The 24675-nt window shown below is 60.2% G+C and carries 24 protein-coding genes and 2 tRNA genes; 20 read left to right on the top strand and 6 right to left on the bottom strand.

From position 1 onward, the window contains the following. Window positions 1-211 precede the first annotated feature (211 nt). The 3 genes from RBA40_RS07450 to RBA40_RS07440 all read left to right on the top strand — a co-directional run bounded on the left by RBA40_RS07450 (window position 212) and on the right by RBA40_RS07440 (window position 2775). A complete protein-coding gene (locus RBA40_RS07450) occupies window positions 212-988 on the top strand; it encodes a hypothetical protein (RefSeq protein WP_306647201.1) in 777 nt (258 codons plus the stop codon). A 390-nt stretch (window positions 989-1378) separates the two neighbouring features. Further along, window positions 1379-2293 (top strand): patatin-like phospholipase family protein, encoded by a 915-nt coding sequence (locus RBA40_RS07445; RefSeq protein ID WP_099880520.1) that lies wholly within the window; start codon window positions 1379-1381, stop codon window positions 2291-2293. A gap of 77 nt (window positions 2294-2370) precedes the next feature. Continuing rightward, window positions 2371-2775, top strand: coding sequence for a heme-binding protein (locus tag RBA40_RS07440; RefSeq protein ID WP_306647199.1), 405 nt, complete (start codon window positions 2371-2373; stop codon window positions 2773-2775). A 50-nt stretch (window positions 2776-2825) separates the two neighbouring features. On the opposite strand, the gene RBA40_RS07435 is transcribed toward RBA40_RS07440, so the two are convergent. Both RBA40_RS07435 and RBA40_RS07430 read right to left on the bottom strand, forming a co-directional pair. After that, window positions 2826-3767: a hypothetical protein gene (locus tag RBA40_RS07435; RefSeq protein WP_306647198.1), complete on the bottom strand. Its 942-nt coding sequence runs from the start codon at window positions 3765-3767 to the stop codon at window positions 2826-2828. 30 nt (window positions 3768-3797) lie between these two features. Further along, complete coding sequence (locus tag RBA40_RS07430; RefSeq protein ID WP_306647196.1) at window positions 3798-4490, bottom strand: hypothetical protein; 693 nt, start codon at window positions 4488-4490, stop codon at window positions 3798-3800. A 320-nt stretch (window positions 4491-4810) separates the two neighbouring features. Here RBA40_RS07430 and RBA40_RS07425 point away from each other — a divergent pair, with 320 nt between their 5' ends. Beyond that, the gene (locus RBA40_RS07425) at window positions 4811-5287 is read left to right on the top strand and encodes a nuclear transport factor 2 family protein (protein WP_306647194.1); all 477 of its coding nucleotides are present in this window, start codon (window positions 4811-4813) and stop codon (window positions 5285-5287) included. Window positions 5288-5323: 36 nt separating this feature from the next. Here the strand turns inward: RBA40_RS07425 and RBA40_RS07420 are convergent, their stop codons facing one another. Then, entirely contained in the window at window positions 5324-5710 is a 387-nt protein-coding gene (locus RBA40_RS07420) for a hypothetical protein (protein ID WP_306647192.1), read from the bottom strand. A gap of 319 nt (window positions 5711-6029) precedes the next feature. Here RBA40_RS07420 and carA point away from each other — a divergent pair, with 319 nt between their 5' ends. The 4 genes from carA to RBA40_RS07400 all read left to right on the top strand — a co-directional run bounded on the left by carA (window position 6030) and on the right by RBA40_RS07400 (window position 11467). Continuing rightward, window positions 6030-7199 (top strand): glutamine-hydrolyzing carbamoyl-phosphate synthase small subunit, encoded by a 1170-nt coding sequence (carA, locus tag RBA40_RS07415; RefSeq protein ID WP_306647190.1) that lies wholly within the window; start codon window positions 6030-6032, stop codon window positions 7197-7199. Between the two features lie 10 nt (window positions 7200-7209). Beyond that, window positions 7210-10440, top strand: coding sequence for a carbamoyl-phosphate synthase large subunit (gene carB / locus RBA40_RS07410; protein WP_306647189.1), 3231 nt, complete (start codon window positions 7210-7212; stop codon window positions 10438-10440). 98 nt (window positions 10441-10538) lie between these two features. Then, window positions 10539-11018 carry a transcription elongation factor GreA gene (gene greA, locus RBA40_RS07405; protein WP_099880509.1) on the top strand — a complete coding sequence of 160 codons (480 nt, stop codon included), beginning with the start codon at window positions 10539-10541 and terminating at the stop codon, window positions 11016-11018. Then, window positions 11018-11467: a DUF4149 domain-containing protein gene (locus RBA40_RS07400; RefSeq protein ID WP_306647187.1), complete on the top strand. Its 450-nt coding sequence runs from the start codon at window positions 11018-11020 to the stop codon at window positions 11465-11467. The genes greA and RBA40_RS07400 overlap by 1 nt, the downstream gene beginning before the upstream one ends. Before the next feature lie 67 nt (window positions 11468-11534). On the opposite strand, the gene RBA40_RS07395 is transcribed toward RBA40_RS07400, so the two are convergent. Then, window positions 11535-12005 carry a YhbY family RNA-binding protein gene (locus tag RBA40_RS07395; RefSeq protein ID WP_306628352.1) on the bottom strand — a complete coding sequence of 157 codons (471 nt, stop codon included), beginning with the start codon at window positions 12003-12005 and terminating at the stop codon, window positions 11535-11537. Between the two features lie 41 nt (window positions 12006-12046). Here RBA40_RS07395 and RBA40_RS07390 point away from each other — a divergent pair, with 41 nt between their 5' ends. From RBA40_RS07390 to RBA40_RS07365, 6 genes are all read left to right on the top strand, one after another. After that, a complete protein-coding gene (locus tag RBA40_RS07390) occupies window positions 12047-12733 on the top strand; it encodes an RlmE family RNA methyltransferase (protein WP_099880503.1) in 687 nt (228 codons plus the stop codon). Between the two features lie 192 nt (window positions 12734-12925). Further along, on the top strand, window positions 12926-14815 hold the full coding sequence (gene ftsH, locus RBA40_RS07385) for an ATP-dependent zinc metalloprotease FtsH (protein WP_306647185.1): 1890 nt from the start codon (window positions 12926-12928) through the stop codon (window positions 14813-14815). Window positions 14816-14912: 97 nt separating this feature from the next. Then, a complete protein-coding gene (gene folP, locus RBA40_RS07380) occupies window positions 14913-15749 on the top strand; it encodes a dihydropteroate synthase (RefSeq protein WP_306647183.1) in 837 nt (278 codons plus the stop codon). Window positions 15750-15771: 22 nt separating this feature from the next. Beyond that, window positions 15772-17109, top strand: coding sequence for a phosphoglucosamine mutase (gene glmM / locus RBA40_RS07375; RefSeq protein ID WP_306647181.1), 1338 nt, complete (start codon window positions 15772-15774; stop codon window positions 17107-17109). 159 nt (window positions 17110-17268) lie between these two features. Then, window positions 17269-17345, top strand: a tRNA-Pro gene (locus RBA40_RS07370). A 70-nt stretch (window positions 17346-17415) separates the two neighbouring features. Beyond that, a tRNA-Arg gene (locus RBA40_RS07365) sits at window positions 17416-17492 on the top strand. A gap of 230 nt (window positions 17493-17722) precedes the next feature. Here the strand turns inward: RBA40_RS07365 and RBA40_RS07360 are convergent. Beyond that, window positions 17723-18574 (bottom strand): metallophosphoesterase, encoded by an 852-nt coding sequence (locus RBA40_RS07360; protein ID WP_306647180.1) that lies wholly within the window; start codon window positions 18572-18574, stop codon window positions 17723-17725. Between the two features lie 305 nt (window positions 18575-18879). Here RBA40_RS07360 and RBA40_RS07355 point away from each other — a divergent pair, with 305 nt between their 5' ends. From RBA40_RS07355 to RBA40_RS07340, 4 genes are all read left to right on the top strand, one after another. After that, entirely contained in the window at window positions 18880-19281 is a 402-nt protein-coding gene (locus tag RBA40_RS07355; protein WP_306647178.1) for a hypothetical protein, read from the top strand. A gap of 58 nt (window positions 19282-19339) precedes the next feature. After that, a complete protein-coding gene (locus RBA40_RS07350) occupies window positions 19340-19768 on the top strand; it encodes a hypothetical protein (RefSeq protein WP_306647176.1) in 429 nt (142 codons plus the stop codon). Then, a complete protein-coding gene (locus RBA40_RS07345; protein ID WP_306647174.1) occupies window positions 19761-20942 on the top strand; it encodes a serine hydrolase domain-containing protein in 1182 nt (393 codons plus the stop codon). The genes RBA40_RS07350 and RBA40_RS07345 overlap by 8 nt, the downstream gene beginning before the upstream one ends. Window positions 20943-21307: 365 nt before the next feature. Beyond that, complete coding sequence (locus RBA40_RS07340) at window positions 21308-22126, top strand: hypothetical protein (protein ID WP_306647172.1); 819 nt, start codon at window positions 21308-21310, stop codon at window positions 22124-22126. Here RBA40_RS07340 and RBA40_RS07335 read toward each other — a convergent pair. Then, window positions 22114-22638: an oxidoreductase gene (locus RBA40_RS07335; RefSeq protein WP_306647463.1), complete on the bottom strand. Its 525-nt coding sequence runs from the start codon at window positions 22636-22638 to the stop codon at window positions 22114-22116. The two genes, RBA40_RS07340 and RBA40_RS07335, sit on opposite strands and share 13 nt — an antisense overlap. Before the next feature lie 300 nt (window positions 22639-22938). Between RBA40_RS07335 and RBA40_RS07330 the strand changes: the two genes are divergently transcribed. Together RBA40_RS07330 and RBA40_RS07325 are read left to right on the top strand one after the other, a co-directional pair. After that, window positions 22939-23865: a LysR family transcriptional regulator gene (locus tag RBA40_RS07330; RefSeq protein WP_306647170.1), complete on the top strand. Its 927-nt coding sequence runs from the start codon at window positions 22939-22941 to the stop codon at window positions 23863-23865. 81 nt (window positions 23866-23946) lie between these two features. Then, complete coding sequence (locus RBA40_RS07325; RefSeq protein ID WP_374710464.1) at window positions 23947-24603, top strand: M949_RS01915 family surface polysaccharide biosynthesis protein; 657 nt, start codon at window positions 23947-23949, stop codon at window positions 24601-24603. Window positions 24604-24675 lie beyond the last annotated feature (72 nt).

Genomic DNA, 24675 nt, shown 5'->3' with positions numbered 1-24675 from the left:
CGCATTGCTGTAGAGATCAGCAAATGATTCATTCATGCAAATTATTGCGATGTATGAAATCTTATAAAAAATCAAAGTTCATTCTCTCCAATAGAAATAAAGTTCTCTAACTGTTCGTGCCGGAAAAGAAAGTTTTCGACGGGCAGTGTTGATGAAATGCATTTTGGCGAGTGCATTCCATTTTGAATTTAATTTGAAAATTGGAGTGATAATGAATAAGCAAAGCAAACAGCGTATTCAACTGAAAACCGCATCAATCTGTGTTGGCCTGCTGGCTGCGCTGGCTGGCATGAGTGCCTCCGCGCAGTCCTTGCCATCGTCCAAAGCGACTTTTGCCTATACGTCGCTCACCGTTTTGCCACCTTGCAGTAGCGGTAGTGCTACTGGCTGTGCCGGCAATGGCAGCGACGGCTGGACGAGTATTTTGAAGCAGCAGCTCAAGACGGCGAATCAGAAAGACCTGTTTATCAATGCCTCACTTCAATGCGGCATCGTCACCGATACGACGGTAAAAAGCGTCAATGGTTCGCTGGATTCTGCGGAAGCGCGGGGGACCGTCCGCGTGAAAGTGAAGATTACCGCTCCCTCTGGCGCGGTCAGCTACGCTCAGCCCTCGACCGGTCAGGATGCCACCAACACGACTGGCGATGGCATTGTGTTCTGCGATCGTGTGCAGACGCTCAAAGCCAAGTTTTCAGGCCTGAACTGTAAGGCGGACTTAACGACCGGCGCGGTGACTTGCGCCGACCCGGAGGAGCTACAGCTCATCTTGAAGACGCTCAACGCCAACGCATTTAATTTCGTTGCGCCGGGTGTCAGCTCCGGTGTGACTACCATCGAGGTGCTGGCAAGGTCCTCCGCAAGTGGTTCGGCCACCGGCACGAACGGGTCGCTCGGCAGTGCCAATGCGTTTATCGGCGCAGGATCGGTCGCCATTGAAGAAGTTCGCATGATCAAGGGCAATACCGGCGAGACAATCAGCTTCTAAATCAACGCTTGACGCTGATGTTGCCTTGGGCAGTGCGCGGCACGGCCCAAGGCAATCGCGGCGCGCTGACTGCCTTTCTCCCCAAGCAATTTCCATCAAGTCGACTTCGCTTCCACCGCGAAAATCTCCGTCACCCCCTTCCACGCTGAACTCCACCACCCCGAAACGGGCGCGCAGATAGTTTTACGGCGCACGCGCATTGTCTTGCCGGTTGTTGACGGGGGCGAGGTAGCTGTCGCTGTTGATCAGTGCCGGCTTTCCTTGTTGGTATAAACGATGATGAAAATTTTTCCATCTGGCATTTAGATCCGCGCCACCAGCGCAGCTTGGCACGCTACGGCGTTCCCGCGAGCAGGTACAATCGTGGTCTTCGCTTCTTTGACGACCACTATGTTCACCAAACGCCGTACCCTGATCGCCCTCGCTGTGTTGCTCGCCGGCTGCGGCAGCAACCCCACCCCTCCGGCGGCCAAGCCGGCCGCCGTGCTGCAACCGGCGGCCGCCGCGCTGCCCAAGAAGATTCGCATCGGCCTGGCCCTCGGTGGCGGCGCTGCCCGCGGTTTCGCCCATATCGGCGTGATCAAGGCGCTTGAAGCCCAGGGCATTTACCCGGAAATCGTGGTCGGCACCAGCGCCGGCAGCGTGGTCGGCGCCATGTATGCCGCCGGCAACGATGGCTTCGCCCTGCAAAAGACCGCCATGGAAATGGATGAGGCCGAGATTTCGGACTGGGCCATGCCGCTGTTCGGCAAGTCGTCGGGCGTGCTCAAGGGCGAAGCTTTGCAGAATTATGTGAACAAGGCCGTCAAGAACGTGCCGATCGAAAAGCTCAAGATCCCCTTCGGCGCCGTCGCAACCGACCTGAACAACGGTCAGCCGATTCTGTTCCGGCGCGGTAACACGGGGCAGGCGGTGCGCGCGTCCTCGTCCGTGCCTAGCGTGTTCCAGCCGGTGCGCATTGGCGACCGTTCGTATGTCGATGGCGGCCTGGTGGCGCCGGTGCCGGTGCGCTTCGTGCGCGAAATGGGCGCTGATTTCATTATCGCCGTCAATATTTCGAGCCAGACCGACGCCCAGGCGGCCGTCAGCTCGCTGGAAGTGCTGATGCAAACCTTCGCCATCATGGGCCAGCGCCTCAATCACTACGAGCTCAAGGATGCCGACATCGTCATCTCGCCAGCGCTGGCGAAGATGGGCAGCAACGATTTTGCCGGCCGCAACCGCGCCATCATGGCGGGAGAGCAGGCCGCCGCGGCGATGATGCCGCAGATCAAAGCCAAGCTCAAGGCGCGCCAGCAGTCATAAGCGCTATAGCCGTTCCGATATCGGCAGCGCCCGCGCTTGCCGTAAAATCCGCCGCATTCATTCACCTGGGATCCAACATGCCATCGAAACCGTACCTGAACTTCGCCGACGTCACCAAAATCGCCGCCGCCGCGCAAGCCGAAGCCATCGCCAACAACTGGGCGGTCACCATCGCCATCGTCGACGACGGCGGCCACCTGCTGTCGCTGCAGCGTCTGGACGGCGCCGCGCCCCTGTCCTCGCACATCGCCCCCTCCAAGGCCAAGACGGCGGCCCTGGGCCGGCGCGAGAGCAAGGTCTATGAAGACATCATCAATAACGGCCGCACGGCGTTCCTGACGGTGCCGTTCGTGGAAGGGATGCTCGAGGGCGGCGTGCCGGTCATCGTCGACGGTCACGTGATCGGCGCTGTGGGCGTGTCGGGCGTGAAGTCGGACCAGGATGCGCAGATCGCCAAGGCGGGCATCGCCGCCCTGGCCTGATCAGGCCGGTCCGCGCTGGCTTGCGCGGACCGTGGAACTGGGATTGCCGCTCAGCCGGCAGGCGTGGCGGCAGCGCCGCAGCCCGCTTGCGCTTCCGCCTTGCGCGGCACCGCCATCAGATTGCCGCGCAGGGTGCGCAAGACCAGGTAGTCGCAGCTTTCGCTGATCAACTGCGCGCGCTCCATGCGCTCGACCGCGCCTTCGTTGTAGCGTACTGTTTTGAACGGCAGCGCAGCCGCGCCGGCCGTTGCCATGTCCGCCAGCGCGATATCGAGCGCTTGCGCGTACATGCGCGCACTTTCCCACTTGAGCATGCCGGCGTCGTCGCCGAGCCACACATCCGGCCCAGCCTGGCCGCCGCGCTCCGGCGACACGATGCGGATGATGTTCTCGTACGGCGTGACGCGGCCCGCCGTTTTGATCGAAATGGCGTTGTCGAGAATGAGCGCCTGGTGGTCCTGTGTCAGGTAAAACAGGGGCACGCTGTCGATCACGGTGTCGCCCGGGGCCGGCGAAGCCGCTTGCGCGATGATCTGCCTGGCGCTGCCAGTCTTGATGTGCGCCAGCGAGGCTTGCATGAGCTCCTGGTGTGTATACGCATCCAGGACGCTCTGATAGGGGGCGAGGACTTGGTCCGCCTTGGTGCGGATACGTTCCTTTTCAAGGTCGCGCATTGTGCCCGACACGACGGCGTGCGTGGCGACAGCGGCCAGCAGGCCGACCAGGCCGGGCGCGGGGTACATCACCGCACCGCCGCCGGCAACGCCAGCCTTGTCGAAATTGACCGCCCCACGAAACGCCACCTTGTCGGCGGCCGGAAGGCGCAGGCCGACGCGCTGCGCCGTCGCATCGCTCGCCGCCACGCCGGCCTGGACCGGCACGTCCGTGGCATGCGCCGGCTGCCATGGCATGGAAAGGCCCACCCCCGCGCACAGCGCCAGGCAGGCGGAAACGAGGTGGGGGCGTGGCAGGCGGCGGGCGAAACGCATCATCGGGGCTGGTCTTTCAGAAAAGTGAATGGCTTAATTGGACAATGGCTTGACGATCTGGTCCTTGGTCATTTCCAGTACCTGGAAATACGCATTGGACACGCCAGGGAAGGTCGGCGGTTCATCCCATTTGCCGTCGGCAGCCTTCTGCACGTCCAGCGGCACGTACCATTCGTACGAATTGTCGGCCAGGTTGACGATGTAGGCGGCACCGGCGATCTTCGCTTTCGGATCGCTGGTCGGAATGTACGATGCGAAGGGGCGCTCGACGCCAACCATGGTCAGGCTAATTACCAGCAGCTTGTCGATCTTGTGGCTGGCCTTCAGGCCGGACAGGTCCTTGCGCGAGAATCCCGGCGCAGCCTTGCCATTGTCGGGCAGGGCGGAGAAATCGAGTTTCTCGATCATGGTGACGTTTGCGCCGCGCTGTTTGAGGACGGTAGCAACCTGGGCCGGCAATTGCGGCAGCTCTTCGTAAGGCAGCGTCTTGACGTGGCTGGTCAGGGACGAGTTCATGACCGAGGCCGCAGCCATGCACAACAGGCAATTCGCACCCGGAAACTGGGTGTCGACCACCGGCAGTGCTGCCATATAGACGCCGTAGTTGTTGGTCGGCGCGACGAAGGCTTGCGGCGCCAGGGCCACCGGCGTTTGCGGCGGCGTCATGCAGCCGGTGAGGAGGGCGAAACAGGCGGCCAGCGCGGCGGAAGAAAGACGTAAGTTCACGGAAGACCTATTATTCAGAGCGGTTAAATGAAAACAGGCCCACATCACCATGGTGATGTGGGCCTGCTGACGCGTTGCCCCGGCCAGGATGCGGCCAGTCGGACATGCATGTTTGATATTATAGGTCAACTTAAATTACAAAATGGAACTGTATTTATGAATTGTTGTTTTTGATTACTTTTTACTGATGATTACACCTCGGCACCTTGCATGACCGCGCGGTGTCCGCTATGGCGCTGATCCGGTTTTTCGGTTCTGCCTGGTGCGGGTAATCACGCCGGCGATCGCGTATGTTATCGTTTTGATCCGAGAGAATGCCCATGAGCGCTACTGAAAACCGTCCTCCATTGCCGCCCTTTACGCACGACGCGGCCACGCGCAAGGTGCGCCTGGCCGAAGATGGCTGGAATTCGCGCGACCCGGCGCGCGTGGCGCTGGCCTACACCGCCGACAGCCGTTGGCGCAACCGCGCCGAATTCGTTACCGGGCGCGAGGCCATCGCCGGCCTGCTGACGCGCAAATGGGTACGCGAGCTCGATTACCGGTTGATCAAGGAGTTGTGGGCCTTCGGCGGCAACCGCATCGCCGTGCGCTTTGCCTACGAGTGGCGCGACGACGCCGGCAACTGGTTCCGCTCATACGGCAACGAGAATTGGGAGTTCGACGAGCACGGCTTGATGGCGCTGCGCCATGCCAGCATCAACGACCTGCCCATCAGGGAAGAGGAGCGCAAGTTTCACTGGCCCCTCGGCCGCCGCCCGGACGATCATCCGGGACTGAGCGAACTCGGTCTGTAAGTGCTGTTTTTGTTTCCGTGATCCGGCGCCGCCGGGTCAGGAGTGGATCAGCGGACCTTCCGGCGCCGAATCGGCGGCATTGGTGCGTTCCAGCCATTCGAGCAGCAGCGGCATGTCGCGTACCTCGATTTCCGGACCCTGGACGAAACCGACCTGTGTCAGGTTGCTGGCGTCGCACACCAGCTTGTTAACAGTGGGCGACAGTTCGACCATCCGCCCGTACGATTTCCACACCTTGTTTTCCCACTTGTGCAGGGATGAGTCGTTGAAACGGTTGTTCTCGAAGTAAACGGTGACCGAGCCATCGCTGTTGCCGAAGCCAACCATGCCCGAGCCGTTCTTGAGCATGTCCTTGACCGCGTCTTCCGCGCTCACCTTGGGCACGAAGACCGCTGCCCGCCCGCCCGGGTTGGGGCGCTCCATTGGCGTATCTCTTCCAAACGTAGACATAATCACATTTCCTGGTAAATGTTTGCCTGAGGATGCTGTAATAAATGTATAGAGGACGGCCGGTCATGTCCAGTAAAAGCGCGAAAAGCGACGTAATCAGGTCCGGCGGCGATTGCCGGGAAGGCCGCGTTGCGCTATAATTTGGAGGTTTAGCCATTCATACACCTACCGTAGCGACTACCCACCATCCCTCATTCAAAATGACACCATCCCCCTGAGCGCAAGCGCACCGGGAAACCATGGTCGTCGGTCTGACGTGGCGCAGCTACGGTAACTTTATCAGGAGTTGCCCTTGCCGCCATTTTTTTCTGGCCCCGCCGTTCCAGCCATCCTGGCCCTCGCCGATGGAACGATATTTAAAGGTTTTTCCATTGGCGCCGCCGGCCATACCACCGGGGAAGTCGTGTTCAACACGGCCATGACCGGTTACCAGGAAATCCTGACCGATCCAAGCTATTCGCGCCAGCTCGTCACGCTGACCTATCCGCATATCGGCAATACGGGCGTCAATCCGGAAGACGTCGAGGCAAGCAAGGTCCACGCCGCAGGGCTGATCATCCGTGACCTGCCGCTGCTGGCATCGAACTTCCGTTCGACCCAGTCGCTGTCCGATTACCTCAAGGCCGAAAACATCGTCGCCATCTCCGGCATCGATACCCGCAAGCTGACGCGCCTGTTGCGCGAAAAGGGCGCGCAGGGCGGCGCCATCTTGGTCGGCACGCAGGGCAACGAGCCGTCGCAGGTGCAGGCACTGGAACTGGCGCGCTCGTTCCCTGGCCTGGCCGGCATGGACCTGGCCAAGGTGGTCTCGACCACTAGCGCCTACGAGTTTCTCGAAACCGAATGGAAGCTCGGCGTTGGCTACGGCAAGCTCGCCGATCCGAAATTCCACGTTGTGGCCTTCGACTACGGCGTCAAGCGCAACATCCTGCGCATGCTCACCGAACGTGGCTGCAAAGTGACCGTGCTGCCGGCCCAGGCCAGCGCCGCCGACGCGCTGGCGCTGAACCCGGACGGGATTTTCCTGGCCAACGGCCCGGGCGACCCGGAACCGTGCGACTACGCGATCGCGGCCAGCCGCGAGCTGATCGAGCGCGGCATCCCGACCTTCGGCATCTGCTTAGGTCACCAGATCATGGCGCTCGCTTCCGGCGCGCGCACGCTCAAGATGAAGTTCGGCCACCACGGCGCCAACCATCCGGTGCAGGATCTCGATTCGCGCAAGGTGATGATCACCTCGCAGAACCACGGTTTCGCGGTCGACGCGCAAACCCTGCCGGCCAACTGCCGCGTGACCCACGTGTCGTTGTTCGACGGCTCGCTGCAGGGCTTTGCCCGCACCGACAAGCCGGCCTTCTGCTTCCAGGGGCACCCTGAAGCCTCGCCGGGCCCGAACGATGTAGCTTACCTGTTTGACCGCTTCATCAGCATGATGCAAGCCGCTGAGAAAAACGAATTGTAGAAAGAGCCCAATGCCAAAGCGTAGTGACATTAAAAGTATTCTGATTATTGGCGCAGGCCCGATCATCATCGGCCAGGCTTGCGAGTTCGATTATTCCGGCGCCCAGGCGTGCAAGGCGCTGCGCGAGGAGGGCTACAAGGTCATCCTCGTCAACAGCAACCCGGCGACCATCATGACCGACCCGGAAATGGCGGACGTGACCTACATCGAGCCGATCACCTGGAAAGTCGTCGAGCGCATCATCGCCAAGGAGCGTCCCGACGCGATCCTGCCGACCATGGGCGGCCAGACCGCGCTCAATTGCGCGCTCGACCTGCACAACAACGGCGTGCTCAAACAGTACAACGTGGAGCTCATCGGCGCCTCGCCGGAAGCGATCGACAAGGCCGAAGACCGCTCCAAGTTCAAGGAAGCGATGACCAAGATCGGCCTCGGTTCGGCGCGCTCCGGCGTGGCCCATTCGATGGACGAATCGTGGGCGGTGCAGCGCGAAATGGGTTTCCCGACCATCATCCGCCCATCGTTCACCATGGGCGGCACCGGTGGCGGCATCGCCTACAACGAAGAAGAATTCGAGACCATCTGCAAGCGCGGCCTGGAAGCGTCGCCGACCAAGGAACTGCTGATCGAAGAGTCCCTCATCGGCTGGAAAGAGTACGAGATGGAAGTGGTGCGCGACAAGGCGGACAACTGCATCATCATCTGCTCGATCGAAAACCTGGACGCCATGGGCGTGCACACGGGCGACTCGATCACCGTGGCGCCGGCGCAGACCTTGACCGACAAGGAATACCAGATCATGCGCAACGCGTCGCTCGCGGTGCTGCGCGAGATCGGCGTCGACACGGGCGGCTCGAACGTGCAGTTCGCGATCAACCCGCAAGACGGGCGCATGATCGTCATCGAAATGAATCCGCGCGTGTCGCGTTCGTCGGCGCTGGCCTCGAAAGCGACCGGTTTCCCGATCGCCAAGATCGCCGCCAAGCTGGCCGTGGGCTTCACGCTCGACGAACTGCGCAACGAAATCACCGGCGGCGCCACGCCTGCCTCGTTCGAGCCGTCGATCGACTACGTCGTCGTCAAGATCCCGCGCTTCACGTTCGAAAAATTCCCGGCCGCCGACCATCACCTGACCACCCAGATGAAATCCGTCGGTGAAGTCATGGCGATCGGCCGCACGTTCCAGGAATCGTTCCAGAAGGCCCTGCGCGGCCTGGAAGTGGGCGTCGATGGCCTGAACGAAAAAACGCGCGACCGCGAAAAGATCGAAGAAGAACTCGGCGAGCCGGGTCCGGACCGCATCTGGTACGTGGGCGACGCCTTTGCCCAGGGCTTCACCCTGGAAGAAGTGCATCAGCTGACCCACATCGATCCGTGGTTCCTGGTGCAGATCAAGGAAATCGTCGACATCGAACTGTGGCTCGATAACCAGACCCTGGAAGCGATCGACAAGCCGACCCTGTACAAGTTGAAGCAAAAAGGTTTCTCGGACCGCCGCCTGGCCTTCCTGCTGCACACGACCGACAAAGTCGTGCGCGAGACGCGCCACGCGATGGGCATCCGTCCGGTGTACAAGCGGGTCGACACCTGCGCGGCCGAATTTTCGACCGATACCGCGTACATGTACTCGACCTACGATGAAGAGTGCGAGTCCAACCCGAGCGACAAGAAAAAGATCATGGTGCTGGGCGGTGGCCCGAACCGCATCGGCCAGGGTATCGAATTCGATTACTGTTGCGTGCATGCGGCGCTGGCGATGCGCGAAGACGGCTACGAGACCATCATGGTCAACTGTAATCCCGAGACCGTGTCGACCGACTACGATACCTCGGACCGCCTGTATTTCGAATCGCTGACGCTCGAAGACGTACTGGAAATCGTCGCCATCGAAAAACCGGTCGGCGTGATCGTGCAGTACGGCGGCCAGACGCCGTTGAAGCTTGCGCTCGACCTGGAAGCGAACGGCGTGCCGATCATCGGCACCTCGCCCGACATGATCGATGCGGCCGAAGACCGCGAACGCTTCCAGCAGATGCTGCAGAAAATGGGCCTGCGCCAGCCGCCTAACCGCACCGCGCGCACGGAAGCCGAAGCACTGGCGCTGGCGCAGGAAATCGGTTACCCGCTGGTGGTGCGTCCATCGTATGTGCTGGGCGGCCGGGCGATGGAAATCGTCCACGAACAGCGCGACCTGGAACGCTACATGCGCGAAGCGGTCAAGGTATCGCACGATTCGCCGGTGCTGCTGGACCGCTTCCTGAACGACGCCATCGAAGTCGACGTCGACTGCATCTCGGACGGCGAAACCACCTTCATCGGCGGCGTGATGGAGCACATCGAGCAGGCTGGCGTGCACTCGGGCGATTCGGCCTGTTCGCTGCCGCCGTATTCGCTCTCGCAAGAGACCATCGATGAACTCAAGCGCCAGACTTCGCTCATGGCCAAGGGCCTGAACGTGGTCGGCCTGATGAACGTGCAGTTCGCGATCCAGAAGACCGAAGTCGATGGCGTGATGGCGGACACCGTGTTCGTGCTGGAAGTGAACCCGCGCGCCTCGCGCACGGTGCCGTTCGTATCCAAGGCCACGGGCCTGCAGCTGGCCAAGATCGCGGCGCGCTGCATGGTCGGCCAGTCGCTCGAATCGCAGGGCATCACCAAGGAAGTCATCCCGCCGTTCTACAGCGTGAAGGAAGCGGTGTTCCCGTTCGTGAAATTCCCGGGCGTGGACACCATTCTCGGACCCGAGATGAAGTCCACCGGTGAAGTCATGGGCGTGGGCATGACCTTCGGCGAAGCATTCGTCAAGTCGCAGATGGGTGCCGGCGTCAAGCTGCCCGAATCGGGCAAGGTATTCCTGTCGGTGAAGGGCTCGGACAAGCCGCGCGCGGTGAAAGTGGCGCGCGACCTGCAGTCGATGGGCTTCCAGGTCGTCGCGACCAAGGGCACGGCGGCGGTGATCACGGCGGCGGGCATTCCGTGCCAGGCCGTGAACAAGATGATCGAAGGCCGTCCGCACGTGGTCGACATGATCAAGAACCACGAGATCGCGCTGGTGATCAACACGGTCGAAGAAAAACGCAGTGCGATTGTCGACTCGCGCCAGATCCGGATTTCGGCTTTGGCCGCGCGCGTGACGACATACACTACAATAGCGGGTGCGGAGGCTGCGGTCGAAGGCATGCGTCATCTCGACGAGTTGCGCGTGTACGATTTACAAGGCCTGCATAAAACCTTAAACTAAGCAGCACGCAAGACCTCTTGACCACAGGGCGCGCGCCGGGAGCATTTTCCGGCGCGTGCCCTGTGGTTTTCACTTTTCAGTAGAAACGCGAATACGACATGAACACATCAGTTCCACTTACCAAATACGGCGCCGAACTGCTCAAGGAAGAGCTGCATCAGCTCAAGACCAAAGAGCGCCGCATTGTGATCGACGCGATCGCCGAGGCGCGCTCGCATGGCGATTTGTCCGAGAACGCCGAATACGACGCCGCCAAGGAGCGCCAGGCATTCGTCGAAGGCCGCATTGCGGAGCTGGAAGGCAAATTGGGCGCCGCGCAGATCATCGATCCGGCCACCCTGGACGCCGAAGGGCGCGTGGTGTTCGCCTCGACCGTCGACCTGGAAGACCTGGACAACGGCACCAAGGTGACCTACCAGATCGTGGGCCTGGACGAAGCGGACCTCAAGCTCAATAAGGTGTCGGTCACGTCGCCGATCGCGCGCGCGCTGATTGGCAAGTACGCCGGTGATGTGGTCGAAGTGCAGGCGCCATCGGGCCCGCGCGAATACGAAATCCTCGAAGTCAAGTACATCTGATGCTGCTGGCGCGGGCCCGTTTGCTGCTGGTGACGGCGTGGGCGGGCAGTTTGTGGACGGTGGGTTACCTAGTGGCCCCGACCCTGTTCCGCACCCTGTCCGACAGCGCGCTGGCCGGGACCATTGCGGGCAGCATGTTCAGGAGCGAGGCGCTCGTGTCGCTGGTTTGCGGCGTGGGTTTGCTGGTGTTGCTGGCGCTGGACCAGGGCGTCGATGCGAAGCGCAAGCGCTTGCTGATGCTGGTGGTGGCCGGGATGCTGGCGCTGATGGCGGTGAGTACGCTGGGACTGGGGCCGATGATGGCGGCGCTGAAGGAAGCGGCGCCTGGCGGCATGATGGAGCCGGCCGCGCGCAAGCAGTTCGGCATGCTGCACGGGGTGTCGATGGTGTTGTATCTGATTCAGAGCGTGCTGGCGGGGGTGCTGGTGCTCAAGAACCCACGACCGTAACCCCAACCACCGTCGTTCCCGCCGAGTGCCGCCTTGGCGCGGGAACGACGGTAATGCAACGCTGGGATTATTTCCCCAGCGCGCCTTTCTTCGGGCTGCTCTGGCGCGGTTTGGCGCGCTTGATGGTGCCGCCTTCCGTCACACGCTCATTGCCCTTGATCATGACCTTGGTCACGGACGGGCGCTTGGTACCGCTTGCGCTCGCTTTAACAATGGTAACTTCGCGCATTCCTTTACCCGACTTGCCGCTGCGTTCCTTTACCACTTCCACTTTGGGACGGTAAATGACCAGCAGTTTGCCGATGTGTTGTACCGGAGCCGCATCGAGTTCGGTACAAATGTTCTCGTAGATTTCTGTGCGCATGGCGCGGTCGTCGCCGAACACGCGGACCTTGATCAGGCCGTGCGAGTCGAGGCTGGCCGAGATCTCCTTGATCACGGCTGGCGTCAGGCCCGCTTCGCCGATGATGACGACAGGCTTGAGCGCATGCGCTTCAGCGCGCAGTGCACTGCGCTCGACGGGGGTAAGTTTTTGCATAATATTTTTAGATAGTCCTTTAAAAGCAGTATTCTACGCGAATGGCAAAGAACAAATTAAACAAAAACTGGTTGCACGACCACATAAACGACCCCTACGTGAAGTTGGCGCAGAAAGAGGGTTACCGTGCACGCGCCGCCTACAAGCTCAAGGAAATCGACGAGAGCGAGAAGCTGATCAAATCCGGCCAGGTCATCGTCGACCTCGGCTGCACCCCGGGCAGCTGGGGCCAGTACGTCCGGCGTAAGCTGGCCGGCAAGGATGGCGGCGGCATCAACGGCACCATCATCGGCCTCGACATGCTGCCGATGGAGCCGATCGCCGACATGCACTTTATCCTGGGCGACTTCCGCGAGGCGCGCATCCTGCGCCAGCTCGACACCATCCTGGCCGGGCGCAAGTGCGACCTGGTGCTGTCGGACATGGCACCGAACCTGTCGGGCATCCCCACGGCCGATTCGGCCCGCATGGAGCACCTGATCGACCTGGCCATCGAATTTTCGCAATTCCACATGAAACCCTCCGGCGCCCTGGTGGTGAAATGCTTTAAAGACATGGGTTTCAGCCAGATCGTGGAGAAATTCCGGGCCGAGTTCAAGGTGGTCAAGCAGATCAAGCCGAAGGCCAGCCGCGACAAATCGTCCGAAATTTTCCTCGTCGGCAAGGGGCTGAAAAATCCTACCGACAAGAATACCGCGCTGGAAGAAGAATCTCCCCTTGATATTTGATGGGTTTAGCCGCACATCAGCCAAGGAAAGCCGCAAAAGGCATGGAAATTGGGTAAGGATTGCCTAATCTTCATGGCTTTTCAGTAGTTTTTCAGCCCGGCAGCGGGGCGTGCGTGGCACCGCCTGCTTATTGCGAGTAAAATCGGCGTTCTAAAATCGGTAAAAAGATGCGCCTGCATCGAAGGAGTTTTCGTGAATAATATGTTTTCAAAATCCGCCATCTGGGTAGTCGTTGCCCTGCTGTTGTTCATGCTGTTCAGACAGTTTGACAACCACAGCGCTGCCGGCGGCAGCAAGGCCATCCCTTATTCCGAACTGCTCGATGAGGTCAAGGCCCGTCGCATCAAGGATGTGGTCATTGAAGGTCAGAACATCACCGCCACGCGCTCGGATGACACCAAGGTGCGTGCCACCGCGTCGATGCTCGACCGCGGCCTGGTATCGGATCTGCGCGAAGCGAATGTGCATTTCGACATCAAACCGCCTGAAGATCCATCGTTCCTGACGACCGTGTTCATTTCCTGGTTCCCGTTCCTGTTGCTGATCGGCGTCTGGGTCTTCTTCATGCGCCAGATGCAGGGCGGCGGCAAGGGCGGCGCTTTCTCCTTCGGCAAGTCCAAAGCACGCATGATGGATGAAACCAACAACACCGTTACTTTTGCTGACGTCGCCGGTTGCGACGAAGCGAAAGAAGAAGTCAACGAAATCGTCGACTTCCTCAAGGACCCGACCAAGTTCCAGAAGCTGGGCGGACGCATTCCGCGCGGCGTGCTGATGGTCGGTCCTCCGGGCACCGGTAAAACCCTGCTGGCGCGCGCCATTGCCGGCGAAGCCAAGGTGCCGTTCTTTTCGATTTCCGGTTCGGACTTCGTTGAAATGTTCGTCGGCGTCGGTGCGAGCCGCGTGCGCGACATGTTCGAGAACGCCAAGAAACACTCGCCTTGCATCATCTTCATCGACGAGATCGACGCGGTCGGCCGTCATCGCGGCGCCGGCATGGGCGGCGGTAACGACGAGCGCGAACAGACCTTGAACCAGCTGCTGGTCGAGATGGACGGTTTTGAAGCGAGCTCCGGCGTGATCGTCGTGGCCGCCACCAACCGCGCCGACGTGCTCGACAAGGCGCTGCTGCGTCCGGGCCGTTTCGACCGCCAGGTCATGGTTGGCCTGCCGGACATCCGCGGCCGCGAACAGATTCTCAATGTGCACATGCGCAAGGTGCCTATCGGCGCCGACGTCAAGGCCGACATCCTGGCACGCGGTACGCCTGGCTTCTCGGGCGCCGACCTGGCCAACCTGGTCAATGAAGCAGCCCTGTTCGCCGCGCGCCGCAGCAAGCGCCTGGTGGAAATGAGCGACTTCGAAGATGCCAAGGACAAGATCTACATGGGTCCCGAGCGTAAATCGATGGTCATGCGCGAAGAAGAACGCCGCAACACCGCGTACCACGAGTCCGGCCACGCCGTCATCGCCAAGCTGCTGCCGAAGGCCGATCCGGTGCACAAGGTCACGATCATGCCGCGCGGTTATGCCCTGGGCCTGACCTGGCAGCTGCCTGAACACGATGTCCTGTCCGGCTACAAGGACAAGATGCTGGAAGAAATCTCGATCCTGTTCGGTGGCCGTATCGCCGAAGAACTGTTCGTCGGTCAGATGTCGACCGGCGCGTCGAACGACTTCTCGCGTGCCACCAAACTGGCGCGCTCGATGGTGACGCGTTTCGGCATGAGCGACAGCATGGGCGTGATGGTCTACGAGGATAGCGAGAACGAAGGTTTCTTCGGCGGCGCCACCAAGACCATTTCCGAGGCGACCCAGCAAAAGGTCGATGCGGAAATCCGTTCGATTCTCGACACGCAGTACGCGCTGTCACGCCGCCTGCTGGAAGAGAACCGCGACAAGGTCGAAAAAATGACCCGCGCGCTGCTCGACTGGGAAACCATCGACGCCGACCAGATCAACGACATCATGGCCGGGCACGAGCCGCGCGAGCCGAAGTCGGGAGTCCTGACCAAGCGCACGCCGCCTCCGGGCGACAGCGGTTCGGGCGGGGTGTCACCGAACGCGACAGCACCGGCGTAAATCTCTCCGGTTCTTGCAAGGTTGTATATAATGCCGTTCAGACAAGACTGAACGGCATTTTTTATGGTCGATCAATTAACAACACGATGTAGACGGAATGCGACAATATTTTCAATGCGGCCGCTTTGGCTTCGACCTGGCGGCCAAACCGCTGGTCATGGGCATCCTCAACGTCACGCCTGACTCGTTTTCCGATGGCGGACGTTTCCAATCGCTTGAGTTTGCGCTCTCGCGCGCCGAAGAAATGGTGAGCGAAGGTGTCGACCTGATCGATATCGGCGGTGAATCGAGCCGTCCGGGCGCGCCCGGCCTGGCGCTCGACGAAGAACTGCGCCGGGTGATGCCGGTGCTGTACGCGCTGCGCGACCTTGGCAAGCCTTTGTCGATCGATACCTACAAGCCGGAGGTGATGCGCGAGGCGATCCTGGCCGGGGTCGACATGATCAACGACATCAATGCGTTTCGGGCGCCCGGTGCGCTGGAAGCGGTGGCGGGCAGCGACTGCGCGCTGTGCGTGATGCACATGCAAAGTACGCCGCAAACCATGCAGCAGGAACCCGTCTACGGCGACGTGGTGCGCGAGGTCACGGATTTTCTGCGCGAACGGGTCGAGGCCATGCTGGCCATCGGCATCGAACGCCAGCGCATCTGCATCGATCCGGGTTTTGGATTCGGCAAGACGGTGGAACACAACTATGCCTTGTTGCGCAATATCGGCAACATGCAGCGGGAACTGGGGCTGCCCGCGCTGGCGGGCGTGTCGCGCAAATCGATGATCGGCGCCGTGACCGGCAAACCGGTCGAGCAGCGCCTGGCCGGCAGCCTTGCGGGCGCACTGGCTGCGGTGGCCCAGGGCGCGCGCATCGTGCGCGTCCATGATGTAATTGAAACGGTAGATGCACTCACAGTGTGGCAAGCTGCCACCATTCATTAATTTATTCAATAAAAGAGAAAACATGGCACGTAAATATTTCGGTACGGACGGTGTGCGCGGGCTGGTTGGCGTGGCGCCAATCACCCCTGATTTCGTGATGCGCCTCGGCTATGCCGCGGGTAAAGTCCTGGCGAAAACCAACGCCGCTTCCGGCCGCCCGACGGTCCTGATCGGCAAGGACACCCGTATTTCCGGTTACATGCTTGAATCGGCGCTGGAAGCGGGCTTCAATGCCGCCGGCGTGGACGTGATGCTGGCCGGCCCGATGCCGACCCCGGCCGTGGCCTACCTGACGCGCGCGCTGCGCCTGTCGGCCGGTGTGGTCATTTCGGCGTCGCACAACCCGTTCCAGGACAATGGCATCAAGTTCTTCTCCGAACACGGCACCAAGCTGCCGGATGCGGTCGAGCACGAAATCGAAACCATGATCGACCAGCCGATGGAATGCGTGTCGGCCGAAAAGCTGGGCCGTGCCAAGCGCCTGGAAGATGCCAAGGGCCGCTACATCGAGTTTTGCAAGAGTACCTTCCCGAACGAGCTCGACCTGCGCGGCCTGCGCATCGTGCTCGACTGCGCGCACGGTGCGGCGTACCACATCGCACCGCACGTGTTCCACGAACTGGGCGCGGAAGTCATCGCCATCGGCAACAAGCCGAACGGCTTTAACATCAACGACGGCTTCGGCGCGACCGCACCGAAAGCCATGGCCGCGGCCGTGCTCGAACACCGCGCCGACCTGGGCATCGCGCTCGACGGCGACGCCGACCGCCTGGTCATGTGCGACGGCGCTGGCCGCATCTACAACGGCGACGAACTGCTGTATGTGATGGTGCGCGACCGCATGATGACCGGCCCGGTGGCCGGCGCGGTGGGTACCCTGATGACGAACATGGCGCTGGAAGTGGCGTTCAAGGAACTCGGCATTGGTTTTGCGCGCGCCAAGGTGGGCGACCGCTACGTGCTGGAAGTGATGAAGGAAAACGGCTGGCTGTTCGGCGGCGAAGGTTCGGGCCACTTGCTGGCACTGGACAAGCACACCACCGGCGACGGCATCGTGTCCGCGCTGCAGGTGCTGTCGGCGCTCAAGCGCAGCGGCAAGAGTCTGGACAAGTGCTGCAAGGAACTGACCTTGTATCCACAAACGCTGATCAACGTGCGCGTGCCGGCCGGCTTCGACTGGACCAAGCATCCGGACATGGTGGCCGAGAAGGAAGCCGTGGAAGCGGAACTGGGCGATACGGGCCGCGTGCTGATCCGTGCATCCGGTACCGAGCCGCTGATCCGCGTGATGGTGGAAGCGAAGAGTGCGCAGGTCGCGGAATCGACCGCGCGCCGGATTGCCAACAAGGTTCCGGCGTAAGCAGGCAGCAGCGAAGGGGGAGGGCGCGGCCGTGTGGACGGCGCGCAGGCAGGCAAGTTGATGGCATGAAGATAGAGTTTTCTGGGTTTCAACATTTCACAGAAAACTTCACGATGTGCCGTTGACGTTTGCGAGTCCCCCGACGTATAATAACGTCTTCGGAGTGTGGCGCAGTCCGGTAGCGCACCTGGTTTGGGACCAGGGGGTCCAAGGTTCGAATCCTTGTACTCCGACCAAGTTAAAGACGGGCTGTCATTCATTTGACGGCCCGTTTTCATTTCCGCGAGGTTTCCTCCCCGCGACAGACTGCCCATAGCTCAGTTGGATAGAGCATCAGCCTTCTAAGCTGAGGGTCACAGGTTCGATTCCTGTTGGGCAGGCCAGAATTCATGCGGGTTTCAGGGCTTTTTGCTTCCGCACTTTGCTCCACAAAAGTACGTGATGCTCCACAAAATCTGATTCTGCTTGTTTGCGCGAACCATATCGCGAATACTCGGTCGAACGCTTACAGTTTGTGCGATTCGGTATGAGATATCTGGGAAGACGCCTGATGTCTTCATCGACAGGGTGCATGCCGAATTGACACTGCTGGCCCAGCGGCTCGAACTCGCCGCTAACGCAAGGTGCAGATCGCCAGTTCCGGATCCGCATTGATACGCAACGGTATCAACGTGCATCCAAACCCGCGGCTGACGATCATCGTCCCGTTGCCGGGCACCGCAAATTCGCCGTAGCAGTATTGACGCGACAGCGGCCCAGTCGGCTGCAACACGGGCGCCCCGTTACGGCGCGCGACCTGCCCGCCGTGTGTGTGTCCAGCAAAGGCAACGTCAAAGACTTCTTTGTCCAGATGCATGAGCCCATCCGGAGAATGCGTCAGGAATAGCTTGACCTGTCGGGATTCCGAGAACGTTCGGGCCGCGTCCGCGTTACCGGTCCAGGGATCGTCAATGCCGCAGACGCTGACCATGTCGAATGGCGCTGGCAAAGCCATGTTGCGATTGACTAGGACCTGCGCCCCCATATTCCGCAATGCCGTTTCGATCGATTCGCGCCCGTTACGGATGTCGTGATTGCCGATCACCGCATAGGTTCCTAGCGCGGGTGTGTACGCTGTCAGAACATCGCGCAACCGGTCGACGTACCGGGCATCAAACGAGACATAATCGCCGCCGAGCAGTAACACGTCCGGGCGCAGCAACAGCAACTGATCGCGTAATAGATCGAACAGACCCGCATGCGTTGTCGGTCCGGCGTGCAGGTCCGAGACAAACCCAACCCGCAGCGGAGCAGGCAATGGTTTTTCCCTGTTCACGTTCATCTCATAACGCACGACTGTGAGTTTGCCATGTAGGCCGCAACGATAACTCCACGCTGCCACCTTGCCGCCCAGGAGCATGACGCTGAATATCCGTTCGACGATGTTGCGAATAGGGCGATGGCGCTTCTGGGGAAAATCTGACATATGGGATTCCGAATGCTGGACCGGGCACTGTACTACATGGCGGCTTTACGCTGTGCGTCCAGCCAAAGAATGTGGCCGGCGGGCGCGATATCTACTGGTTTAAAGAGCGACTAATTTTGATATCATGCTTCTCGCTTGTAGCGTGAGTGATCCCCCGACAACCAGATGAGATGCCTTGAATTCCTTTTCCTTGGTGCGTCGCGCAGGTTTAATCCTGCGCATTGGCAGGCATCGGTGCAGCGCTTCTTTTATTGCAACCTGCACCACCCCGGTCAGTTCCCGTTCGCGACGCTTGCAATACGTTCGTGAGTCAAGTCTCTCCGACCGTAACGCCAGCGCTGCGGCGTGGCGAGCACGGTCTTCATCTGGCGATCAGTTTCACGCCCGCAAAGGGTGAAGAGTCCGACGCCATTACCGACGCAGTCGAGGCGGGAACGCGGAAACTGATCATTTATCCGGGCAAGCAAACGGCAGAAGCGGTCCGTCATCCCTGTCAATGCCAGCAATGGATAGAGCACGCTGCAGACCAGGATCAGCACGGAATAGGAAACGATATTCCGGGATCGCATGGTGACGCCTTCCAGCGCACGCCGAACCGTTTCAAACACCGCATGCCGCAGCTGACAGCAGCCGCACAAACGAATGCCTCGATCCTTATCTTGAAATCTCGAAAGAAAGGCTTCGGCGTGTTTTTGCAGATGCTATGATGGTTTGACATCGCACTCACGAATAGAAAAGCATGGACAACGAATTAGAACCGGGAAAGTGTCCGACCAGTTGTACAAGGACGATGCGGTGCTGCGCCTCCATCGCGGCAAGGTGCTGTACTGCTTCAGTGGACGCTTTTCCATCCGCGGGCGCGACGACGGCGTGTATGCAGCCGACCAGTTGCGCGCCGCCTGCGAGCAGTTGATCAGCGTGCAGCGCGACGCTGAGGCGCGCTTGCGCCTGTTGCGCAAGAACTGCACGGCCATCAAGTTTGTGTACGACGCTTCCATGCAGGCGCCCGGTGTCATGTTTCGCGACATGGCCGGCGCCGCTCCACTCACCATCCCCGTCACCGACGGACACGCATTCGAGGACCAGACTTTGGGTATCTACAAGGTTGTCATCTACCGTTTTGCCGATTGGCCACACGACGGCGTCGTGCTTACGCCCGTGAATCCGGTCGCGATCGGAACCATGTATGAATAGGCGCGCCCTGTTCATCGCGGCGCTGGCCACGACCCTGTTGGCCGCCTGCGGGGGCGGCGGTGGGGGCGGTGCTGCGCCGCCAGCCGGCGATGTCGTGCTGGCGCCGGTGACCACGCTGGCCGCGGGCGTCACGCAAACGGCGCAGCCCGAAGTGGACCAGTACATGCAGGGGCAACTGATCGAGCAGCGCATTCCCGGCATGACGCTGGTGGTGGTCCGGGACGGCACCGTTGTCTACAGCAAGGGCTATGGCTACGCGGACCGGGAGACGGCGCGCCCGGTGAAACCGGAGGACCGCTTCGAAATCGGCTCGATCAGCAAGTCGTTCGCCGCCACCGCCATCATGCTGCTGGTAGAGGAGGGCAAAATATCGCTCGACGACAAGCTCGACAAATTCATCGGGGCGGTGCCGCCGCAATGGAGCGGCATCACCATTCGGCACCTGCTGAACCACTCTTCCGGCCTGCCCGAATACCCGGACGATCCGACCTTTGCGGACATTTTCGCCAACAAGATCCTGGGAGAAGACGACATGCTGGCCAGGTTCAGGGCGTATTCCCTGAGCTGGGAGCCGGGCACCAAGTACCGGTACTGCAATGTCGGCTACGATATTCTCGGTATCGTCGTGCGCAGGGTCACCGGCAAGGGCTATTTCGATTTCTTGAAAGAGCGGGTGTTCACGCCGCTGGGCATGCACAGCGCGCGTCTGGTCGCGCCAAAACCGGCGCGCGCGGACAGCGCCATCGGGTACGAGCTCAAAGACGGGAAACATGTCCCGTTTGTCACTACCGACGCGATGTCGGTCTACCTGGGCATGGCAGCGAGCGGGATCGAGCTCAGTGCCATGGACATGGCGAAGTGGGATGCTGCGCTGTACACCGACAAGATCCTCAAGCAATCGACCCTGGCCCTGATGTGGACCAATAACGTGCTGGTGCAGGCGGCAAATGCCGACAATACCGGCATCTACTACGGGTTGGGCTGGCAGCTGCGCACCCAGAACGGGAAGCGCTGGGTGTACCACTCCGGCGGCATGCCCGGATACGTCACCGACTTCATGCGCTACCCGGATCAGAAGCTGACCATCATCGTGTTTACCAACCTGAGTGAGCAGCATGCGAACGCCCGCAACATCGTGCGCGCGGTCGCGCCCATGTTCGGCCAAACGCTCTAGTAGTCGCACGTGGGTAAGCGCCTTGACACTCATTGGGGCGTCGGCACGTTGACTTGCAGTACGAGCCAGAATGGCGCGTCCCTCGGGGGGGATCGAAAGGATCCTCCATGTTTTTCCGCGCAGTAGCGGAAGCGTTGTCTTGCATCGCGTCTGTCATGCTAGAGCCAAGCGCGTTGCCAAACGCACCTGTGGAGGGGGGCATAGCCTGCCAAGGCAATCGCGCGGCGCTGTCGCTCTCGCACGCGTGGTGGCTGAGCGGTCAGAGTGCTTATCAAAAAACTAAAGTTGCAATCGCGAATCGCCGGGACCACAATCCCGCCTTGTGTACGTATAGTCGCAGTCGATCATCACCAACCGGGAATCCGATGTCACCTTTCAAAAAATCACTTGTGCTGCTGGCCGTCTTCCTTACCGGGTGTGCTGGCCCACAGCTTGCCCCGCCCATGCAGGCACGCACGGCGGCGCAGACCCATACCATTCTCCCCACCTCGGTCTTTACCACGACGGACGGCAACACAGCCTTCCTGGACGATGCGAAAACTCAGCTGTACACGCAAAATTTCGGCGGTGGCGGTGTCGCTGTTGGCGTGTTGCTTGGCCCGATAGGCGCACTGGCGAACGCAGCCATGGTCACGGAGACGACCAAATCCGATGCCGGAAAAATGGGTAACAAAATCAACATCAAGCCCCGTGATCTGTTCGCACAGGCGGCCAGGGAGACGGCGTTCGTGCTGGTCGAGCCGGGAAAGGGCAGCCCGGGCCGTGTTAATCCCTACTTGCTGATCACCAAAATCGACGACAAAGTACTGACCCTGGCGGCCGGCATGTTGATTGATCACGGTGAGGCGCCGTCGGTGTGGCGGGGCAAGTATCTCTACCAGCTTCCGGGCAAATATACGGTAGACCAGCTGGCCGCGCTCGACGACGCCCAGACCAGCCAGATCCGGGCTTCCATGGAGAGTGCTTATGCCCAACTGATCGCACGCGTGAAGGCAGACAGTGCGGAGCAACGCGCAAGCGAAGATACGATTCACCTGGTCTCGCCTTTTGTCACGCCACGCTTTGAAACATCACAGTGGGGCTCGCTGATCAAGGAAGAGAGCGATCATGTCTGGGTGCGCACACCCGGCGCGCAGCTGGCTATTCTGAAAGAAAATGTGCGCTACACGATTCAGAAGCCGTAGTCACCGCGCTCCCGCGCGCCCGGAAAGCGGCACGCGGGGGCGCATCTGTGCCGCATCAAAAGCGCCCGCCACCGGCGCTGCGCAGCGTGCCATCCACGGGCGACGGCGGTTCGGCTGCAAGTCTGCCTCGATCGATAGGTCAGGGCGCGACGTGGGTGTGATAAATCTTGCTGACCACGGGCGCCAGGTACCAGCCAGCCCTGTGCGACCGGGCGCGCACTCGGTGACACCACTGCCCAACGGTGTTCGCCGCGTGCTGCATCGCCTTCGTCCAGAGGACCGTTCCCTTCAAAGGCTCTCCGGATGCTGGCCTTAGGCCCGGCATGAGCAATCTGGATTCCGGGCGTTGCACCATAGGCATTGGCAAAAGCAGCGATGCGCGACAGGCCCTGTATATGGGCGTCATCCCACAGGCCCAGATCGCCATGCGAGATCCATCCTTCGGGCGAGACCGCCGTAGCCTCGACCATCAGCGGGCCGAATCCGCCGAGAGCGAAACGTCCATAGTGGATGGCGTGCTAATCGCTGGCATGACCATCTGTTGCCGTGTACTGGCACATCGGACCAAGGGCGAAGCGGTTGCGCAGCGTGACGCCGCGCAGGGTCGGGGGTTCAAAAATTTTGCTCATGGTTCGGTTCTTGAAAGAGGGTTCTGGTAGACGGATTGAAGAAACAATGTTTCGCTGTCGTGATCATGATCACGTCACTGGAAGTAACCAGGATGGAGATCGGCGATAATGACGTAAATAGTCACAAGGCGAGATACAGTATGAGCAAACGTCATAATAGAAGGCCCGAATCGCGCTGAAGCCATGGAAGGCGTACCCCCTCCGCCACCGGTGCATCTTCCCGGTCTTTTCACATTCGAGGCTGCCGCCAGGCATTTGAACTTCGCTCGCGCTGCCGCAGAAATGGGCGTCACGCCAACTGCCGTATCACGCACGATCAAAAATGTAGAAGCCCAACTGAATGTCCGACTCTTCAACCGCACGACACGTAGTGTCAGTTTGACCGAGGCTGGCGCCTCATTGAACGCAGCATTGACACCTGCGCTTGCCCTGATCAAGGACTCCTTGTCGCAGGCATTGCTCGCGACTGATCAACCTTCGGGCACAGTGCGCGTCAATTCTTCCTACGTCGCATACCGTATCCTGATTGAACCGCATCTGGCTTCGTTCTTTGAGAACTTCCCGATGATAAATGTCGAGATATCGCTGGATAATCAGCTTGGCGATATCGTCAACGCCGGTTTTGATATCGGCATACGGATGGGAAAAAATGTACAGAACGACATGGTCGCAGTGCAGTTAGGGGCGGTCCAAAAAAGAATCGTGGTGGCAGCCCCGGATTATTTCCTCGAGCGGGACGAACCAGAAACGATTGATGAACTGCTCAAGCACAACTGCATTCGCCAGCGCTATTGCGTTGGCGGCAGATTGTACGACTGGAAGTTCGAAGATCGGGGCCAACTGGTTCAAATCGATGTTCATGGGCGCGTTATTTTTGACGAAATGCGATCTGTCCTTGATGCTGCAATACAAGGCCACGGCATCGCTTTCATCCTGGAAGATTTTGCGAAACAAGAGTTGGCAACCGGCATGCTGCGCCGGATCCTGAGGCAGCATAGCGGATGGGACGACGCTTTTCATCTCTACTATCCGCATCGCAAGCACATGCCAGGAAAGCTGCGCGCATTCGTTGATTTCATGCGCGCTGCAAATAGAACGACAACGTCTTGAATTACCAGCGTATCTGAGCAATGACGCTCCTATGGCACCGTTGATCTTGCGGAAATTACAAAATAGTGAAGGCGTAGAAGAATGTCGATAAAATCCGCAGTTCCCGCAATCGTAATGTTCCTTTTGACGCTCACCTCGGCAGCATCCCCGTCCGCATTTGCCGCCGAGGTGGCGCACACCCCGCTCACAAGCGCCGTCCTGAAATCCGAACACATCACCGTGCCCGGAAAGCTGGTCAAGGCCGCGCGCCTTGTCGACAGCGCGGGCGAGCACATTCTCGTCGTCAGCATGCGGACCGGACCATCGAGCGCCTTCAACGCAGAGCCCGGCCGCGACGAGCTGTACGAACTGTTCTCATCCCTCTACACCCGCAAGGCCAATCGCTGGGCCCGCACATGGCTGATCGAAGACGCCAACGACTGCCCCGTCATCGATTCATCGGCCAGTTTTTTCCCCAAGTACATCACCATCACCGATCTCGACAACAACGGCGTCGCCGAAGTGACCGTCCCGTACACGATGTTTTGCAGCGGCGGCGTCGATTCCAGCGATTTGAAGGTCATCATGCGGCAGGGCGTCCAAAAATTCGCCATGCGCGGACGCACGCTGACCGGTACCGAGGGCGGTTCTCCATACGGTGGAGAAATGGTGTTCGATAAATCGCTGTCGCTGAAAGAAAACGCCGTCTTCAAAGCGCATTTGAAATTCATCCGCGACAAGGTCTACATCGAAAATTGATACGCTGCGCGAACAAGGCCATGCGGGGGCCAGCAAAGCGCGCGCCGCCGACGGCGCATGCGCCGACCTGGC

Origin of the sequence: Massilia pseudoviolaceinigra, assembly GCF_030846505.1 — a bacterium.
GTDB classification, from domain to species: Bacteria; Pseudomonadota; Gammaproteobacteria; order Burkholderiales; family Burkholderiaceae_D; genus Telluria_A; species Telluria_A violaceinigra.
This window is presented reverse-complemented; position numbering and strand designations above follow the sequence as displayed.

Coding starts and splice junctions, on each gene's coding strand:
- RBA40_RS07450 (WP_306647201.1), top strand. CDS start 212: ATGAATAAGCAAAGCAAACAGCGTATTCAACTGAAAACCGCATCAATC.
- RBA40_RS07445 (WP_099880520.1), top strand. CDS start 1,379: ATGTTCACCAAACGCCGTACCCTGATCGCCCTCGCTGTGTTGCTCGCC.
- RBA40_RS07440 (WP_306647199.1), top strand. CDS start 2,371: ATGCCATCGAAACCGTACCTGAACTTCGCCGACGTCACCAAAATCGCC.
- RBA40_RS07435 (WP_306647198.1), bottom strand. CDS start 3,767: ATGATGCGTTTCGCCCGCCGCCTGCCACGCCCCCACCTCGTTTCCGCC.
- RBA40_RS07425 (WP_306647194.1), top strand. CDS start 4,811: ATGAGCGCTACTGAAAACCGTCCTCCATTGCCGCCCTTTACGCACGAC.
- RBA40_RS07420 (WP_306647192.1), bottom strand. CDS start 5,710: ATGGAGCGCCCCAACCCGGGCGGGCGGGCAGCGGTCTTCGTGCCCAAG.
- carB (WP_306647189.1), top strand. CDS start 7,210: ATGCCAAAGCGTAGTGACATTAAAAGTATTCTGATTATTGGCGCAGGC.
- greA (WP_099880509.1), top strand. CDS start 10,539: ATGAACACATCAGTTCCACTTACCAAATACGGCGCCGAACTGCTCAAG.
- RBA40_RS07400 (WP_306647187.1), top strand. CDS start 11,018: ATGCTGCTGGCGCGGGCCCGTTTGCTGCTGGTGACGGCGTGGGCGGGC.
- RBA40_RS07395 (WP_306628352.1), bottom strand. CDS start 12,005: ATGCAAAAACTTACCCCCGTCGAGCGCAGTGCACTGCGCGCTGAAGCG.
- RBA40_RS07390 (WP_099880503.1), top strand. CDS start 12,047: ATGGCAAAGAACAAATTAAACAAAAACTGGTTGCACGACCACATAAAC.
- folP (WP_306647183.1), top strand. CDS start 14,913: ATGCGACAATATTTTCAATGCGGCCGCTTTGGCTTCGACCTGGCGGCC.
- glmM (WP_306647181.1), top strand. CDS start 15,772: ATGGCACGTAAATATTTCGGTACGGACGGTGTGCGCGGGCTGGTTGGC.
- RBA40_RS07360 (WP_306647180.1), bottom strand. CDS start 18,574: ATGTCAGATTTTCCCCAGAAGCGCCATCGCCCTATTCGCAACATCGTC.
- RBA40_RS07345 (WP_306647174.1), top strand. CDS start 19,761: ATGAATAGGCGCGCCCTGTTCATCGCGGCGCTGGCCACGACCCTGTTG.
- RBA40_RS07340 (WP_306647172.1), top strand. CDS start 21,308: ATGTCACCTTTCAAAAAATCACTTGTGCTGCTGGCCGTCTTCCTTACC.
- RBA40_RS07330 (WP_306647170.1), top strand. CDS start 22,939: ATGGAAGGCGTACCCCCTCCGCCACCGGTGCATCTTCCCGGTCTTTTC.
- RBA40_RS07325 (WP_374710464.1), top strand. CDS start 23,947: ATGTCGATAAAATCCGCAGTTCCCGCAATCGTAATGTTCCTTTTGACG.